Below are 16,456 nucleotides of genomic sequence, written 5' to 3' on the forward strand. Positions count from 1 at the left end.
GAAAGCGGTTTTTGGAGTATCATAACCGCTTCATTTTTCAGCAGCTTCAGAGAATTTTATGAGAAAAAAAATTGCATTTAGAGCGTTAACCGTTATCGCCGCTGCGATGTTAGTCGCCTGTTCTTCGGGAAAATCCGCCAAATCGCCTGCTGCGCGGGTTTCGGCGCAGGCTAGTCAGACTGAAATGATGCAGTTCGGTGCGAAATATAAAGGGCGAAATTATAGCGCGATGCCGTTTACCACCGTTTCCCGTATCGACGTGGACGGCAACAGCAGCATTGTGAATCAAGGCGATTTTTTAACTCAAATTTCAAATGTACGTAACTATTCCGATCGAATCGCTTCCGCCTTTGCCGATAATTACAGCAAAATACAGCAATGGGTGGTGTCCGGCGCCAATGTGAACGAACTGACGAATTTCGGTATTCGTCCGCAGATTATGTCGGGAATCGACGGTTTTCAAAACGTATTAATGACGGGTTATTATTCTCCGGTTATTAAAGTGCGGGCTTCCCGTCAGGGTGAATTCCAGCAACCGATTTATGCGTTGCCGGCACAAAAACGCTTTAGTCGGGCGCAGATCTACGCCGGCGCGTTGGAAGGCAAAGGTTTGGAGTTAGCTTACAGTAACTCAATGATTGATAACTTCCTGCTGGGCGTGCAGGGTAGCGGCTTTGTGGATTACGGCAACGGCCGTTTGCAATATCTGGCTTACGCGGGGCAGAACGGTTACCCTTATACGGCGATTGCCCGTTTGTTAGTGGAAGACGGCGAAATTCCGAAAGAAAAAATGTCGGTGCAGGCTATCCGCGAATGGGCGGCGCATAATCCGTCCCGTTTGCAGGGCTTACTGGAACGGAACGAATCTTATGTCTATTTCAAACATGATCCGTCCGGCCAGGTGAAAGGGGCGGCGGGCGTGCCGTTGGTGCCGATGGCGGCGGTAGCTTCGGATAAATATTTGATTCCGATGGGTTCCGTGTTGTTGGTGGAAGTGCCGGAAATCGACAATGCCGGCAATTGGACGGGCGCACATCAGTTAAACTTAATGGTTGCGTTGGATGTGGGCGGAGCCGTGAACAGTCATCACTTTGATTTATATCGCGGCGTAGGAGATGCGGCGGGCCATATTTCCGGTTTATCCAAACATTACGGACGCGTTTGGGTATTGCGTTAAGGTCGAATGATGACAGAACGTATCGATAATTACGAACAGCGATTCGGCGGCATCGGGCGCTTATACGGCCCGGAAGGCTTGGCCCGTTTGCGTCGGACCCATATTTGCGTGATCGGCATCGGCGGCGTCGGTTCCTGGGTGGCGGAAGCGCTTGCCCGTTCCGGCATCGGACAAATCACCCTGATCGATATGGATGACATTTGTGTCACAAATATTAATCGCCAAATTCACGCCTTAACGGGCGATATCGGCAAACTGAAAACCGAAGTGATGAAAGAACGGATTCATCGCATAAATCCCGAATGTCAGGTGAATATTATCGACGATTTTCTCACCACGGAGAATTTAGCCGATTACCTGAACCGCGGTTACGATTATGTGATTGACGCCATTGACAGCGTTCGGGTGAAAGCGGCGTTAATCGCTTATTGTAAACGGCAAAAAATTAACGTAATCACTATCGGAGGCGCCGGCGGACAAACGGATCCGACTCAGATTCGGATCGCGGATTTGAGTAAAACCGTTCAGGATCCGCTTGCTTCAAAAGTGCGGGCGATTTTACGCAAGAATTTTCATTTCAGCCAGAATCCGAAACGCAAGTTCGGCATTGATTGCGTGTTTTCCACCCAACCGCTTATTTTTCCGAAAGCCGGCGAAGGATGTGCGGTTTCGGCATCCATGAATTGCGCCAACGGGTTTGGCGCGGCAACCATGATTACCGCGACCTTCGGATTTTTCGCGGTTTCCCGCGTGATCGATAAAATTTTAGCCAAGCCAGAATAAAATTCACTGGATTTTTGTGCAAAAAGCGCGTAGTTTATTGCAGTTTTTGAGAATCATTCTTACTTATAGGAGAACCCCATGACTGCATATTCTTTCCGTAAAATCTGGTTGGCCGGCGCCGTGCTGGCCTTTTCCGCCGGCACGCAAGCCAATATCGTCACTTCGGTAAAACCGCTCGGGTTTATCGCTTCATCTATCGCCGAAGGCGTAACGGACGTGGAGGTTATCGTACCGCCGGGCGCATCGCCTCACGACTATAATCTTAAACCTTCCGACGTACAGAAAATCAACTCTGCGGATTTATTGCTTTGGGTCGGTAAAGACGTGGACGGTTTCCTGGCAAAAACCGTTCATCGGATTGACGGCAACAAAGTGATTGAAATTGCCGAAATGGACGGCGTGGCCGAGCTGTTAATCGAATCCGAGCATCATCACCATGATGATGAAGAACATGATGCGCACGAACACGGTCATTCCCATAAACACGGACCGCACGACGTTCACGATGACAAACATGAACAGGAGCACCAAGACGAAAACGGCTTAAACGTGAACTGGCACGTTTGGTATTCGCCGAAAATCAGCGCAATGGTGGCGACTCAAGTGGCGGAAAAACTGACGACGCAATATCCGGATAAAAAAGCGCAGATTGAAAAAAATCTGCAAAATTTTGACCGCACTTTACAGCTTCAGAATGAGAAAATCCGGACACAGTTGGCACCGGTGAAAGAGCGGGGATTTTATGTTTTCCACGATGCGTACGGTTATTTTAACCAGGCTTACGGGTTGAAACAAAAAGGTGCATTCACCATTAATCCGTTGGTGGCGCCGGGCGCTAAAACATTGGCGGAGATTAAAGCGGAAATCGCCGAACACCATGTATCCTGTCTGTTTGCCGAACCGCAATTTACCCCGAAAGTGATTGAATCGCTCAGCAAAGGTGCAGCGGTGAAAATCGGGCGTTTGGACCCAATGGGCGACAGCGTGAAGTTGGGCAAAGATTCCTACGTAAACTTCTTGCAAAGCACGGCGGACAGTTATTTTCATTGCCTAAGCAAATAAGCTTGACGAGATAAGAAGGCATGCCGACGCATGCCTTTTCTTTTGCCTTTTGTAGGGGAATTTTTCTTGCTATCATTTGTCAGATAATTTATGAAATTTAACTTCGAATGATTATGTGGAAAAAGGTTTGTTTGCTGTTCGCCCTTTTGCTGGCGGGATTTGCGTTGTCTGTGCCTCATTGGCTGACACCTGTCAGCGTGGCGCAGTGGACAAACCGTTTTCTGGCGCCGAATTTTAAAATTACCCTTTCTTCCTCATGGCATTGGCGGGCGAGTGGCATGGAATTGCCTCATTTATCGGTTTATTCCGAAGTCGCGCAATGTCATCTTGCCGAAGCGGATAATCTGAAACTGCATTGGTGGAATTTGCATCGGCTTTCCGCGGAAAATCTCAGTTTGGATTATGCCTGTCTGGAAAAATTACCGAGCGATGACGAAAGCAAAACTGTCGTAAATTTGACCGCACTTTGGGGCTGGTTGCCCGAAGGCGAACTGGATATTGAATCTTTTCAGCTACGCAATGCCGAGGCTTTATCGGTGCCTGCCGTTCAGCCGTTATTAATCAATCCGCTGCAGCTTACGCTGAAATTTTTGTCGAATAAAGCGACGCTCGCCGCACAGGTAAAACAACAAAGTGCGCTCATTTTTCGCTTAGATTCCGAACTTCAACCGCTGTCCGACGGGACTTATTTATTATCGGGCAACGCCGCCTATCAGCCGGAATCCGGACAATCTTATCTGCTGGAATTCAATACTTCGCTTAATCAGAATTTGCTTACTCCGCCGACGATGGGGGAATTCACCGGGCATTGGAACGTGCCGGATTTTTCCGTGCCGGAAGGCGAACTCAAGGCGCAATGGAAAGCGCAGGAAGGCATTATCAGCGCCACCAATTTAACGGCGAATAAACCCTTATTGGATGTGCCCGTTCATTTTTCTGCGGAACGGCTGGAAATTAAGAAAGGGCTGGCGTATTGGGATTTTGATGGAGATCAACCGCTCAAAGCCTTTGTGGATTTAACTCTGAATATGCCGAAAGAAGGCTGGTTTCCCATGACGTCGGATGTAGATATTCTGCTGCAATCCTTCGGTAAGTTGGGGAAAGGTGAAATGGTGATTTCCGGCGAGAAGGGCGAAATTCGACCTGATCGCATTTATGTGCCGTTGAAAGGTCGCGGAGACTTGCGTTACGGCAATACCGTGGCTTATACCAATCTGACCTTTAATGCCGGTGGTAATTTTGAGGATCCGCTCATTCATTTTCATCCCGGTTCTATTTTTAAAATGGATAATGAATTTGATGAAACCAAACTGCACGTACGTTTGCCGTTGAACGATATTTTGGTCGGGCGCTTTGGTCTGGAAGGTCGTTTACAGGCGTTGCTACAAGGCAGTACGCCGCAGTTTGACAACATTGATTTAAAGTTGGACGGACAGGCGAGAGAATTCATCGCGGGGCTGAAAACCATTTTCTCTATTCGGGATAAACGTCAGAAGTTAAGACGTATCGAAAATATCGTGTTAAACCGCTGGGATTGGAATGTGCAGGGCGGAGCGGTGTGGAAGGCGCTGAAAACTCCGTTGCAGGTAAAAGGCGTGGGCTTTTGGGAAGGCGATCATATCGAATTGAATATGTTGCATGCCAATTCGGGTAAGGTGAATACTGCCGGGGTGAAAATCCCTAAAATTGAATTGGAATTGAAAGATCGTCTGCGTTGGGATTACACGGAAAATCATTTACGCGGGCTGATGCAGGCGCGTGCCGAATGGGTTGAATTCGATTACGGCGGGCGGTTTATACGTCCGGTATTCGGCGTAGGTGTAGACGGAAAAAGCATTTCGGATTTTAATTTAGCCGGCGATTTGAAAGCGGGCGCGCTGGGGCCGCTGGATGTGCGAGCGCATTACGGCGATAAAAAAATGGTGGGCAACATCGCCTGGAACGAGCAATCCGCCCGCGTATTCCAACCGCTGTTCCCGAATGCGTGGGAATGGCGCATTCATCAGGGCACGATTAAAGGGGCGACGGATTTTATTATTGATGAAAACGGCGTGTTGATGAACGGTGATCTGAATGTTCGCAACGGGGAAATTTCCCTGCCGGACGGCGAAATCAACGGAATACAGATTCGCTTTCCGTTTCGTTATCATAATTATCAGCTGAGCGCCAATAACAAACCGATTCAAGTGAGCATGCGTTCCGTTCGGTTAGGGGCGTTATTGATTGATAATGCGAAAATGGCGGTACAGGGTTACTATCCTTATTCGCGGGCTAAACCGTTTAAATTGCGTAACATTTCCCTGCGGGCTTTCGATGGTACGGCGGAAATTCCGAGCTTGAATTTCCCGCAAACGCAGATTTCCGAAGTAAAACTGCACGGCATTGATATGGATAAAGTGCTGGGCATGGCGAATTATCATCATTTAACCCTGAAGGGACGGATTAATGCGACGCTGCCGTTTTGGCTTTATGATCATGCTTGTGTAATTTGTAACGGCACGATTGAGCAGGCGGAAACGCTGCATCTTAAATTGGGTAACGAGTTGGTTGCGGGGTTGAAATCCGGCGGTTGGACGGAAAGTATTTTAGTGGACGTGGTTCGGGAAATGAATTTGGAAAGCGTGAACGCTTCCGTCAATCTGACACCGGACGGCGTGATGAACCTGAAATCGCAGATTACCGGTTATAATCCGCAAAAGAAGAATCGCAATCCGATTACATTGAATTATAATCATCAGGAAAATATGTACGAATTGTGGCAAATGATCGATTACGGTTCACAATTCGAACAGAATTTAGAATATCAGTTAAATCAATAGTTATGAAAAAATTATCGAAATTTCGACCGCACTTTTTCTCACGGCGCATCGCTTTTGGGGTTTCCGCTTTGTTGTTCGGCGTGACGTGGTTAACCGGCTGCACGCCGACGGTGCAGTTAGAAACGCCTAAAGAAGGCATTACCATTAACATGAACGTGGTGGTGGATCACAATATCAGCGTAAAAATGGATGAAAAAACGCAAGATACGATCGCAGAAACGGAAGCAAAACAACAGGATTAAATATGTTTGAACAGGAACAATGGCAGCCGACGGCCGGCGTGGAAACCTTATTTGCGCGGGCGAAAATTATGCGCAGTATTCGCCAGTTTTTTACCGATCGCGGCGTGCTGGAAGTGGAAACGCCCGTATTAAGCGAATTTGGCGTAACGGATGTGCATCTTTCCACTTTCAGTACGGAATTTATTGCGCCGCAGGCGGGACAGTCTAAAACTCTGTGGTTGAATACCAGTCCGGAATATCATATGAAACGTCTGCTTGCCGCCGGAACGGGCGCGATTTTTCAGCTTTGTCACGTTTTTCGTAACGAAGAAGCGGGCAGCCGCCACAATCCCGAATTTACTATGCTGGAATGGTATCGCCCGCATTTCGACATGTATCGTCTGATTAATGAAGTGGATGATTTATTGCAGCAGATTCTGGATTGCGAACCGGCGGAAATCATGAGTTATCAATTCGCCTTTCAGGAATTTGTCGGCGTGGATCCGCTTTCGGTGGAACGCCCTATTCTGGTTGAATTAGCGCGTAAATATAATTTTATGTGCGATTTGGACGAAGATCGTGATACGTTGTTGCAATTTTTGTTCAGCACCGTGGTGGAACCTAAAATCGGCCGGGAACGTCCGGTCGCCGTATATCACTTTCCGGCGACTCAAGCGGCATTAGCGCAAATCAGTTCGGAAGATCACCGCGTGGCGGAACGTTTTGAGTTTTATTACAAAGGGTTGGAACTGGCGAACGGTTTTCACGAATTGACGGATCATCGCGAGCAATTACGCCGTTTTGAACAGGATAACGCGCAGCGGGCGAAATTAGGCTTACCGCAGCGGGAGATAGATCGCCGTTTGCTCGGCGCCTTACAGGCGGGCGTGCCGAATACCTCGGGCGTGGCGCTGGGCGTGGATCGTTTGATGATGATCGCGCTGGACAAAAAACGAATCGAAGAAGTGATGGCATTCGGCATTAATAACGCTTAATTCCGGCGTCAACGAATCAATCGCAAAAGTGCGGTCAAAAAATTAAAGGTTTTTTTTACCGCACTTTTGTTTTCGGAAGAGGTTAAGGAATGGAAATCAATTTGTTCCCCGCACGTCCAAAATAAACACTTCGGACTGAGACGCCAGCCGCATCGGCACGCCCCAGAATCCATAGCCCGACGTGACGAAAAAATTCACGCCGTTAATTTGCTTAAAGCCGTAATTCAGCGAATACATCATGTAGGTTAACAGATTCGCCGGAAAAATCTGCCCTTTGTGAGTGTGGCCCGATACCTGAATGTCAATGGGTAAGCGGCTGTGTTCCCATATATCCGTCGGGCGGTGATCCATCAGAAACACCGGTAAACGGGTGTCGACGCCGCGTAGTAACGTTTTTGCACTCGGACGATTCGGCACCAAATCGTCATTGCGCCCGATAATGGTGAATTTCCCGTCTACCTGCACCGCTTCGTCCATTAACAAATGAATCCCGGTTTTACGGACCTCATTTTCAATGCGTCTTTCGTCACCGAAAAAATCGTGATTGCCCAGCGTGGCGTAAACGCCCAGCGGCGCCTGTAATTTAGCTAAATGAGATTGCATTTTTTCCGCCAGATACGCATCGACATTGTCATCCATAATATCGCCGGGCAGTAAAATCAGATCCACTTTTTCCCGTCGGAAAATGTCCGCCAGTTCGTCCATTTGTTTTCCGCCGAAGTATTTGCCGAGATGAAAATCGCTGGCGACACCGATCCGCAAAGGTTGCATCGGTTTATCCAGCTGAATTTGATAATGATGCACAACCGGCGTGTAGGCGTTATACAGACTTAGCCCGAACAAACCGATTAATGCCGGAAAATAAAGTATGCGCAGCACATGATTGAGTTTGTCCCGCCTGAACCAAATTTTACCGATATGAAACAGCACAAACGCCATGAAGCCGGTGAGCGCGATGAAATATAAAATCACCAGAATTAAAGCGTTGAGGCGGAAATTATGATACAGCCGGAAGAAAATATTGGACAGAATAAACGCATTGGTGGCGATTCCGAGACAGAGCGAAATCCTGAACAGAGTTTTGGGGCTGAATTTATCCTGCAACAGCCAACGTAAAGTGTAATGAAAAAGAACCAGAAAAACCTGTAATGTCAAAATAATGACGGCAAAAATAATGTAATAACGTGTTTCCAAAATAAATCCTAACTCATACTTTAAAGTTAAACCGATCGAAATAACAATACCGTCTTTCCCGGGATAAAGACGGTATGTTTTTACGATTGAACGAATTGTTCATGATTTTCGACAACAGGTAAAAAGTTTACGTTCACAAAACTTTGATTTTTATGACCGCACTTTACCGGCGTTAAGGTTTATTTGTCCTTATATTTCCGACGGTTAGTCAGTTTAGGCAGCATGTCTTTCGGTGCCATTTCCTGTTCCTGATATTCGAAAACCGGAAAACCCCAACTGAAATAAATGGCAAGCAGGCGGAAAATAAAACCGCCGGTTAAGGTGATTAAAATATTCAGATTTAACGGCACATTGAGGTGCTGTAAACCGATATACAGACAGGCGGTGAGAAAGGCGATCACCGCATAAAGTTCTTTCTGGAAAATCAGTGGAATTCGGTTGCAGAGAATGTCGCGCAATACGCCGCCGAATGCGCCGGTTAAAATAGCGGAAATGCTGGCGACGGTTAAACCGTATCCCATATCAAGCGCCACTTGGGTGCCTAAAATGGAGAACAGGATCAATCCCAAGCCGTCCAATACTAAAAAAATGGTGCGGAAGGAACGGTTGAAATGGCTGATTAAAGGCGCGATTAACACCGTGGCAAAGGCGGTGATCACTACGATGAGAACATATTCGGGATTGGCAATGAAGAAAAGCGGGTAGTGGCCCAGCACGATATCGCGCATGGCGCCGCCGCCCAAGGCCGGCATGAAGGCAATCACCACTACGCCGAAAATATCCATTTTCTCACGCCCGGCGGATAAAGCGCCGGTCATGGCTTCGACAATCAAACCGATAAAAAATAGCACGTCTAACATCATTAACGGGGTTTCTCTTTGATCTTGGTTATCCGGCTTTCGATGAAACCGTCGGCAACTTGCGTTTGCAACGGTTCGTCAAGGCGAACTTGGGAAACGGACGTCACGGCGACACCCTGTCGGTTTTGCGCAATAGAGTAACCGCGGGCGAGCACTTTCAGCGGGCTTAATCCGTCCAGTTTTCCGCATAGATTTGCCAGTTTATGCTGTCGCTCGGACAGATTATTTTTAACGGCAAAATTCAGGCGCGCATGCAGCTGTTCCATGTATTGGCGCTGTTTTTGCAATTGATAGGGCAACGGATTTTGATGCAAACGCACGGAAAGTGCGGTCAATTTTTCGCGATTTTTTTCCATCAACCGCGCCATTGCCGTGGTTAAACGCCGCGCTAATTGCGCCGTATGCTGCGACTGCATATGCAATCGGTTTTGCGGATGCCGGTTCTGCAGCCGTAAAATTAAACGTTGTAAGCGCTGATGTTGCAGGCTGATGATCCGATCTAACGCCATATCCAGCCGTTGCCGCTTATAGTTTAATTGTTGCAGCAGTTCGTCCTGATTGCGACTGACTAATTCCGCCGCGGCGGAAGGCGTCGGCGCCCGAACGTCGGCGACAAAATCCGCAATAGTCACATCGGTCTCATGCCCCACCGCGCTGATGACGGGCAACGCGGAATGAAAAATCGCACGCGCCACCGCTTCTTCGTTGAAACACCATAAATCTTCCAACGAACCGCCGCCGCGTCCCACAATCAGCACATCCGTTTCGCGACGGATATTCGCCAGATTGATCATTTCCACAATTTCACCGGCGGCCTCTTTACCTTGGACGGCAGTGGGGTAAATCACCACCTTCAGATTGGGATCGCGACGTTTTAAAATATGCAGAATATCCTGCAAGGCGGCGCCGGTGGGCGAGGTGATCACACCGACGGTTTTGCAAAAGTGCGGTAGATTTTTCTTCAGATTTTGCGCAAATAAGCCTTCCGCCGCCAGTTTCATTTTGAGCTGTTCGAATTGTTGCTGTAACAATCCTTCGCCCGCCGGATGCATGGATTCGATAATCAGCTGGTAATCGCCGCGCGGTTCATACAGACTGACCGCCGCCCGCACCAACACCTGCATGCCGTTTTGCGGACGAAAACCGACGCGCATATTTTTCATGCGGAACATGGCGGCGCGCACCTGCGAATTTTCATCTTTCAGCGTGAGGTACCAATGGCCGGACACCGGCTGACTGAAGTTGGAAATTTCGCCTGTCAGCCAGACCAAACCGAGCTGTCCCTCCAGCAGCATTTTGGCCGCATGGTTGAGCTGGGAAACGGAATAAATATTGGCGTTGTTCATCATATCCGAGAGAAAAAAGCACGGCGAAGTGCCGTATTATTCGACGCTAACGGATGTGATTACCACGTCTTCTTTCGGAACGTCCTGGTGGAAACCGGCGTTACCCGTTTTCACGGCTTTGATTTTGTCCACCACGTCCATGCCTTCAACCACTTCGCCGAATACGGCATAGCCCCATTCCTGCACCACTTCGCGTCCGAACATTTCTTTTGCGCGATAATCCAGGAAAGTATTGTCCGCCACATTAATAAAGAATTGCGCGGTGGCCGAATGAGGATCGGAAGTGCGCGCCATGGCGACGGTTCCGCGTTTATTGCTTAAGCGGTTATTGGCTTCGTTTTGGATCGGCGCATTAGTGGCTTTTTCGCGCATGCCGCTTTCCATTCCGCCGCCCTGAATCATAAATCCGTCAATAACGCGGTGGAAAATTGTGTTATTATAGAAGCCCGATTTGCAGTAATCTTCGAAGTTTTTTGCCGTAATCGGCGCTTTGTCGAAATTTAATTGAATTTTGATATCGCCGAAATTGGTATGTAATGTAATCATTAAAAAATTCCTTATAAATTTACTATGGGAAGGCTGGCATTATTTCATAATTTGCGGATTAGTGCTATAAAGTGCGGTCGGATTTCACTGAATTTTAACGGATATTTTATGCTAAAAATTTTCAACACTCTCACACGCGAAAAAGAAGAATTTAAACCGATTAACCCGAATCGGGTCGGTATGTACGTATGCGGCGTCACCGTTTACGATTTGTGCCATTTCGGGCACGGACGAACCTTTGTATCCTTTGACGTGATTACCCGTTATCTCCGTTTTCTGGGGTATAACCTGCGTTATGTGCGCAACATTACCGATGTGGACGACAAAATCATTAAACGCGCGTTGGAAAACAATGAAACCTGCGATCAGCTGGTTGAACGCATGATTGCGGAAATGCATAAAGATTTTGATGCGCTAAATATTTTGCGACCGGACGTCGAGCCGCGCGCCACCAAACATATTCCCGACATCATCGCCATGGTGGAAGCGTTGCTTCGGCGCGGGCACGCTTATGTGGCGGCGGACGGCGATGTGATGTTCGATGTGCAATCCTTTCGACAATACGGCGCGCTTTCCCGTCAGAATTTAGAACAATTACAAGCCGGCGCGCGGGTGGAAATTAAATCCGTGAAGAAAAATCCGATGGATTTCGTGTTGTGGAAAATGTCGAAGCCGAACGAACCGAGCTGGGATTCGCCTTGGGGGAAAGGCCGTCCGGGCTGGCATATCGAATGTTCGGCGATGAACAGCAAAGAGCTTGGCAACCATTTTGATATTCACGGCGGCGGCTCGGATTTAATGTTTCCGCACCACGAAAACGAAATCGCTCAATCCTGTTGCGCGCATGACGGCGAATACGTGAATTACTGGCTGCATACGGGCATGCTGACGATTAATGAAGAAAAAATGTCCAAATCCCTCAATAATTTCTTCACCATTCGCGATATTTTGACGAAATATGACGCCGAAAGCGTGCGTTATTTCTTTTTAACCGCGCAATACCGCAGTTTGCTGGATTACAGCGAGGAAAATATCGGCCTGGCGCGCAAGGCGCTGGAACGTTTATATACCGCACTGCGCGGTTGTGAAACGGTGGATATTCCGGCGGAAGATCAATATGTAATTGATTTCAAAAATGCCATGGATGACGATTTCAACACCCCGGGTGCGTTAGCCGTATTGTTTGAATTGGCGCGCGAAATCAACAAGTTAAAAACCGAAGATCAAGCTAAAGCGAATCGACTTGCCAGCCGCTTAAAACAGCTTGCAGCCGTGTTAGGCTTATTGGAACAGGATCCGGAAACCTTTTTACAAGGCGATGCGGCGACTGACGAAGTAAGTAAAATCGAAGCGTTAATCAAACGGCGCAACGACGCGCGCGCCGAGAAAAACTGGGCGGCCGCCGATGCCGCGCGGGACGCTTTGAAAGAGATGGGCGTGGTGCTGGAAGATGGTGCAAACGGCACAACCTGGCGTAAGCTGTAAATTTTGTCGGTTTGCACGTGAAGTGCGGTCAAAAAACGTTGCGATTTTTGACCGCACTTTTTTCGTCCCGTTATTTTATGTAACTTTTTGTTCTAAAAACTCGGGTTGTTTAGATTGAAATTCAGCGGTTTATGTTGTTAAATCATCACCGGATAACAGGTTTTATTTTTAAGGGATTTTTATGTGCCAATTACTCGGTATGAACTGTAACGTTCCCACTGATATTGTGTTCTCTTTTGAAGGTTTTCGCCGCCGCGCGGGGCTGACCGACACCCATTCCGACGGTTTCGGCATCGCCTTTTTTGAAGGCAAAGGCGTACGTATTTTTCGTGACGAGAAACCCGCCGCCGTTTCACCCATTGCCGATTGCGTTAAGCAGTACAACATTAAATCGCTGAATGTGATCGCCCATATCCGAAAAGCCACGCAGGGCGAAGTCAGCATTGTTAACACTCATCCGTTTATCCGCGAAATTTGGGGAGAAAACTGGGTATTCGCTCATAACGGCAATCTGATAGCGTTGCCTGATTTATCGGGTTGTTATTGCCGTCCTATCGGCTCCACCGATTCCGAAGCGGCATTCTGTTATATTGCGGATCAATTGAAAAAACGTTATTGCCATAAACCGTCGGAAGATGAAATTTTCGCAATTATTCAGGAAATGACGCAGGAATTGGGAAAATACGGCACCTTCAATTTTATTCTTTCCAATGGCGAATGGATGATCGCGCATTGTTCCACCAATCTCCATTACATCACGCGGCGCGCGCCGTTCTGCGAAGTGCAGCGTATTGATGATGACGGTGTGATTGATTTCCGCAATTACACCACGGAAAAAGATAAGGTCACCATTATTACCACTTTTCCGCTGACTAAAAACGAAAACTGGACCAAAATGGAACACGGCGGTTTTGTGTTTTTCAAAGACGGTGAAAAAATCCGTGAAATTATCGGCGTGAAAAAACAACTTGAGGACGACGGTACGCTGGGCACGGCAACGTGTTGATTTTATCGGGCGAACGGTTCGCCCTTTATTTTGCCGTAAAAAAGGGCGCAATTATACGCCCTGAAAATAATGCGATTATTGGAATTTTGTAATTTTCCCACTCATGACGGAGCGTTCAAAAAGCGTTGCTTTTTGTGACCGCACTTTAATCGATTTTGTTTTCCGCTTTCGGCAGAATTAAATTCAGAATAATCGCTACAATCGCACAAAGGCTAATGCCTTTGATGGACATGCCGCCCACGTCTACAAACATGCCGCCGATACCGAAGGTCATCACCACGGAAATAATGCAGAGATTACGCGCTTCCGTTACGTCGACTTTACCGCGGATCAGCGTGCTCATGCCCACCACGGCGATAGAGCCGAATACCAGCATCATAATGCCGCCCATCACGATGGTCGGAATGGAGGCGAGGAAGGCGCCCACTTTTCCGCAGAAAGAAATGGCGATTGCCCAGATTGCCGCCCAAGTCATGATATTCGGATTAAAATTACGGGTTAGCATGACGGCGCCGGTCACTTCCGCGTAGGTCGTATTGGGCGGACCGCCCAGCATTGATGCTGCCGTCGTTGCCAGCCCGTCACCCAGTAAGGTGCGGTGCAGCCCCGGTTTTTTCAGGAAATCTTTACCGGTGACGGAGCTAATCGCCATAATGCCGCCCACATGTTCCACCGCCGGCGCAATGGCGATGGGCAGTAAATATAAAATGGCTTCAAGCTTGAATTCCGGGGCGGTAATGTTAGGCAAACTGAACCAAGGCGCGTCGATGACTTTCTGGAAATCGATTAAGCCGAGGAATAAGCATAAAACGTAGCCTACCGCGATGCCGAACATAATCGGGATCAGTTTCATCATGCCTTTACCGAACACCGCCACCAACAGGGTGGTCAATAATGTGACGAGAGAGACCAGAACGGCGTCGTTATAAGCGTAGGCGCTGCCTTTGCCCACTGCCATATCCACTGCAACGGGCGCTAAACCCATGCCGATAATGATGATCACCGGGCCGACCACAACCGGCGGGAAAATGCGTTCCAGCGCCGCTACGCCGCGCAGTTTCACCAGCGTACTTAATGCCAGATAAACCAATCCGGTACAGGCTAAACCGCCCATGGTGACGGAAATACCCCAGGTTTGCACGCCGTATTGAATCGGGGCGATAAATGCGAAGGAAGAGGCCAGAAAAATCGGCACTTGTTTGCCGGTGCATAATTGGAACAGCAGCGTGCCGACGCCGGCGGTGAGCAACGCCGTATTGGCGTCCAGCCCCGTAATGAGCGGCACCAGCACCAAGGCGCCGAACGCCACGAAAAGCATTTGTAAGCCGACAAACACTTGCTTGGCGGCGCTTTGTTTCTCTTCAATTTGAGTTGTCATTAGGTTCTCGCATAGACGAACGCGAACGAAGGTTTCTGTTCGTCAAAAATGTTACAAAAATCGACCGCACTTTTACGGTTCACCCGAAGACGATCCGAAAGTGCGGTCACAAAAAGCAACGCTTTTTGAACGTTGGCTTTGCCAACGGTGGCGAAGCCATAAGTAATCGCATTGGCGATTACGCATAAAAAAACGGTTATTTTGTACCGAAAATTTTATCGCCCGCGTCGCCCAAACCCGGCACGATATAGCCATGTTCGTTTAAATGGCTGTCGATTGACGCGGTGTAAAGCTCAATGTCCGGATGCGCCGCTTCCAACGCTTTAATGCCTTCCGGCGCCGCCACTAAGACTAACACTTTGATTTGTTGGCAACCTTTTTGTTTTAACAGATCGATGGTAGCAATCATGGAACCGCCTGTGGCCAGCATCGGGTCAACCACAATGGCTAAACGTTCTTCCAAATCGCTTGCCAGTTTTTGGAAGTAAGGCACCGGTTCAAGGGTTTCTTCGTTACGGTACATTCCCACTACGCTGATTCGCGCGCTCGGAATATGTTCCAGCACGCCGTCCATCATACCCAGACCCGCGCGTAAAATCGGCACCACGGTTACTTTTTTTCCTTTAATACGATCAATTTCCACATCGCCGCACCAGCCGTCGATAATCACTTTTTCCGTTTCCAGATCCGAGGTGGCTTCGTAGGTTAATAAACTGCCCACTTCCGTCGCCAGCTCGCGGAAATTTTTGGTACTGATGTCCGCTGCGCGCATTAAACCTAATTTATGTTTAACCAGAGGATGTTTCACTTCGACTAATTTCATGGGATCTTCCTTCTTTCTGCAAAAATCGGTTGATTGTAAAGGAATTGACGAGTCACTTCAATGAAGTGCGTCACAATTCCCACAAAAAACGCGGCTAAATTTGACCGCACTTTTGTTATTTATTAGAACCTTCGGGATGCAAGCCGATGCCTTGGTGGCGTTCTTTCAATTTGGCGATCACATCTTGCCAGCTCAGTTCTTCATGTTGTAGCAACACGGTTAAGTGATACACCAGATCCGCCGCTTCGGAAACGGTTTCCGCGCGATCTTTCGCCATTGCCGCCAAAACGGTTTCCACCGCTTCTTCGCCCACTTTTTGCGCGATTTTCTTGGTGCCTTTTTGATAAAGTTTCGCCGTGTAAGACGTTTCGGGATCCGCGTTTTTACGTTCGGCAAGTTCGCGCTCCAATTTGGCAAACCACGTCCAATCGCCTTCGGATTGAGTTTCAAACTGATGGAAACAGCTTTCTGCGCCCGTGTGGCAAGTCGGGCCGATTGGATTGGCTAAAATCAATAAGGTGTCGTTATCGCAATCCAGGCTCACATCCACCACGTTTAAGAAGTTGCCCGAGGTTTCTCCTTTTGTCCATAAACGTTGTTTGGTGCGAGAGAAAAACGTCACTTTTTTCTCGGCTAATGTTTTGTTTAATGCTTCTTGGTTCATATAACCAAGCATCAGCACTTCGCAGGTTTGGGCGTTTTGGACGATAACTGGAAGGAGGTTATCGACTTTTTGCCAGTTGATTTTGTTTTGCATATTT

15 protein-coding genes are annotated in these 16,456 nt (G+C 48.2%); 8 read left to right on the top strand and 7 right to left on the bottom strand.

Translation table 11 applies throughout. The features are described 5' to 3' along the window. The first annotated feature begins 58 nt into the window (after positions 1–58). The 6 genes from mltA (at position 59) to epmA (ending at position 7,057) form a co-directional block, all read left to right on the top strand. On the top strand, positions 59–1,177 hold the full coding sequence (gene mltA, locus P7M01_RS09860; protein WP_202937104.1) for a murein transglycosylase A: 1,119 nt from the start codon (positions 59–61) through the stop codon (positions 1,175–1,177). A 9-nt stretch (positions 1,178–1,186) separates the two neighbouring features. After that, a complete protein-coding gene (gene tcdA, locus P7M01_RS09865) occupies positions 1,187–1,960 on the top strand; it encodes a tRNA cyclic N6-threonylcarbamoyladenosine(37) synthase TcdA (RefSeq protein WP_317483191.1) in 774 nt (257 codons plus the stop codon). Between the two features lie 78 nt (positions 1,961–2,038). Then, positions 2,039–3,022: a zinc ABC transporter substrate-binding protein ZnuA gene (gene znuA / locus P7M01_RS09870; RefSeq protein ID WP_317483169.1), complete on the top strand. Its 984-nt coding sequence runs from the start codon at positions 2,039–2,041 to the stop codon at positions 3,020–3,022. Positions 3,023–3,129: 107 nt separating this feature from the next. Continuing rightward, the gene (locus P7M01_RS09875; RefSeq protein ID WP_317483168.1) at positions 3,130–5,841 is read left to right on the top strand and encodes a YdbH family protein; all 2,712 of its coding nucleotides are present in this window, start codon (positions 3,130–3,132) and stop codon (positions 5,839–5,841) included. Positions 5,842–5,843: 2 nt separating this feature from the next. Next, positions 5,844–6,083: a YnbE family lipoprotein gene (locus P7M01_RS09880; protein WP_317483167.1), complete on the top strand. Its 240-nt coding sequence runs from the start codon at positions 5,844–5,846 to the stop codon at positions 6,081–6,083. A 2-nt stretch (positions 6,084–6,085) separates the two neighbouring features. Then, a complete protein-coding gene (gene epmA / locus P7M01_RS09885) occupies positions 6,086–7,057 on the top strand; it encodes an elongation factor P--(R)-beta-lysine ligase (protein ID WP_202937109.1) in 972 nt (323 codons plus the stop codon). Positions 7,058–7,153: 96 nt separating this feature from the next. Here epmA and P7M01_RS09890 read toward each other — a convergent pair whose 3' ends face one another. The 4 genes from P7M01_RS09890 to P7M01_RS09905 all read right to left on the bottom strand — a co-directional run bounded on the left by P7M01_RS09890 (position 7,154) and on the right by P7M01_RS09905 (position 11,003). Continuing rightward, positions 7,154–8,251 carry a metallophosphoesterase gene (locus P7M01_RS09890; RefSeq protein ID WP_317483166.1) on the bottom strand — a complete coding sequence of 366 codons (1,098 nt, stop codon included), beginning with the start codon at positions 8,249–8,251 and terminating at the stop codon, positions 7,154–7,156. A 179-nt stretch (positions 8,252–8,430) separates the two neighbouring features. Next, positions 8,431–9,114, bottom strand: a complete 684-nt coding sequence (locus P7M01_RS09895) for a trimeric intracellular cation channel family protein (protein WP_317476536.1) — start codon at positions 9,112–9,114, stop codon at positions 8,431–8,433. Beyond that, complete coding sequence (gene xseA, locus P7M01_RS09900) at positions 9,114–10,457, bottom strand: exodeoxyribonuclease VII large subunit (RefSeq protein ID WP_317483190.1); 1,344 nt, start codon at positions 10,455–10,457, stop codon at positions 9,114–9,116. The genes P7M01_RS09895 and xseA overlap by 1 nt, the downstream gene beginning before the upstream one ends. A 36-nt stretch (positions 10,458–10,493) precedes the next feature. Continuing rightward, positions 10,494–11,003, bottom strand: coding sequence for a peptidylprolyl isomerase (locus tag P7M01_RS09905; protein ID WP_202937113.1), 510 nt, complete (start codon positions 11,001–11,003; stop codon positions 10,494–10,496). A gap of 108 nt (positions 11,004–11,111) precedes the next feature. On the opposite strand from P7M01_RS09905, the gene cysS reads away from it, so the two are divergent. After that, a complete protein-coding gene (gene cysS, locus P7M01_RS09910) occupies positions 11,112–12,488 on the top strand; it encodes a cysteine--tRNA ligase (protein ID WP_317475745.1) in 1,377 nt (458 codons plus the stop codon). A gap of 181 nt (positions 12,489–12,669) precedes the next feature. Next, the gene (locus tag P7M01_RS09915; RefSeq protein WP_317479103.1) at positions 12,670–13,494 is read left to right on the top strand and encodes a class II glutamine amidotransferase; all 825 of its coding nucleotides are present in this window, start codon (positions 12,670–12,672) and stop codon (positions 13,492–13,494) included. Positions 13,495–13,639: 145 nt separating this feature from the next. Here the strand turns inward: P7M01_RS09915 and P7M01_RS09920 are convergent, their stop codons facing one another. The 3 genes from P7M01_RS09920 to hisIE all read right to left on the bottom strand — a co-directional run bounded on the left by P7M01_RS09920 (position 13,640) and on the right by hisIE (position 16,452). After that, positions 13,640–14,872, bottom strand: a complete 1,233-nt coding sequence (locus P7M01_RS09920) for a nucleobase:cation symporter-2 family protein (protein WP_317481338.1) — start codon at positions 14,870–14,872, stop codon at positions 13,640–13,642. Positions 14,873–15,068: 196 nt separating this feature from the next. After that, positions 15,069–15,695, bottom strand: a complete 627-nt coding sequence (gene upp / locus P7M01_RS09925; protein WP_202937118.1) for a uracil phosphoribosyltransferase — start codon at positions 15,693–15,695, stop codon at positions 15,069–15,071. A 115-nt stretch (positions 15,696–15,810) separates the two neighbouring features. After that, positions 15,811–16,452: a bifunctional phosphoribosyl-AMP cyclohydrolase/phosphoribosyl-ATP diphosphatase HisIE gene (gene hisIE, locus P7M01_RS09930; RefSeq protein WP_317483165.1), complete on the bottom strand. Its 642-nt coding sequence runs from the start codon at positions 16,450–16,452 to the stop codon at positions 15,811–15,813. Positions 16,453–16,456: the final 4 nt, after the last annotated feature.

The sequence above is a fragment of the Exercitatus varius genome (assembly GCF_029577735.1).
Taxonomy (GTDB): Bacteria; Pseudomonadota; Gammaproteobacteria; order Enterobacterales; family Pasteurellaceae; genus Exercitatus; species Exercitatus varius.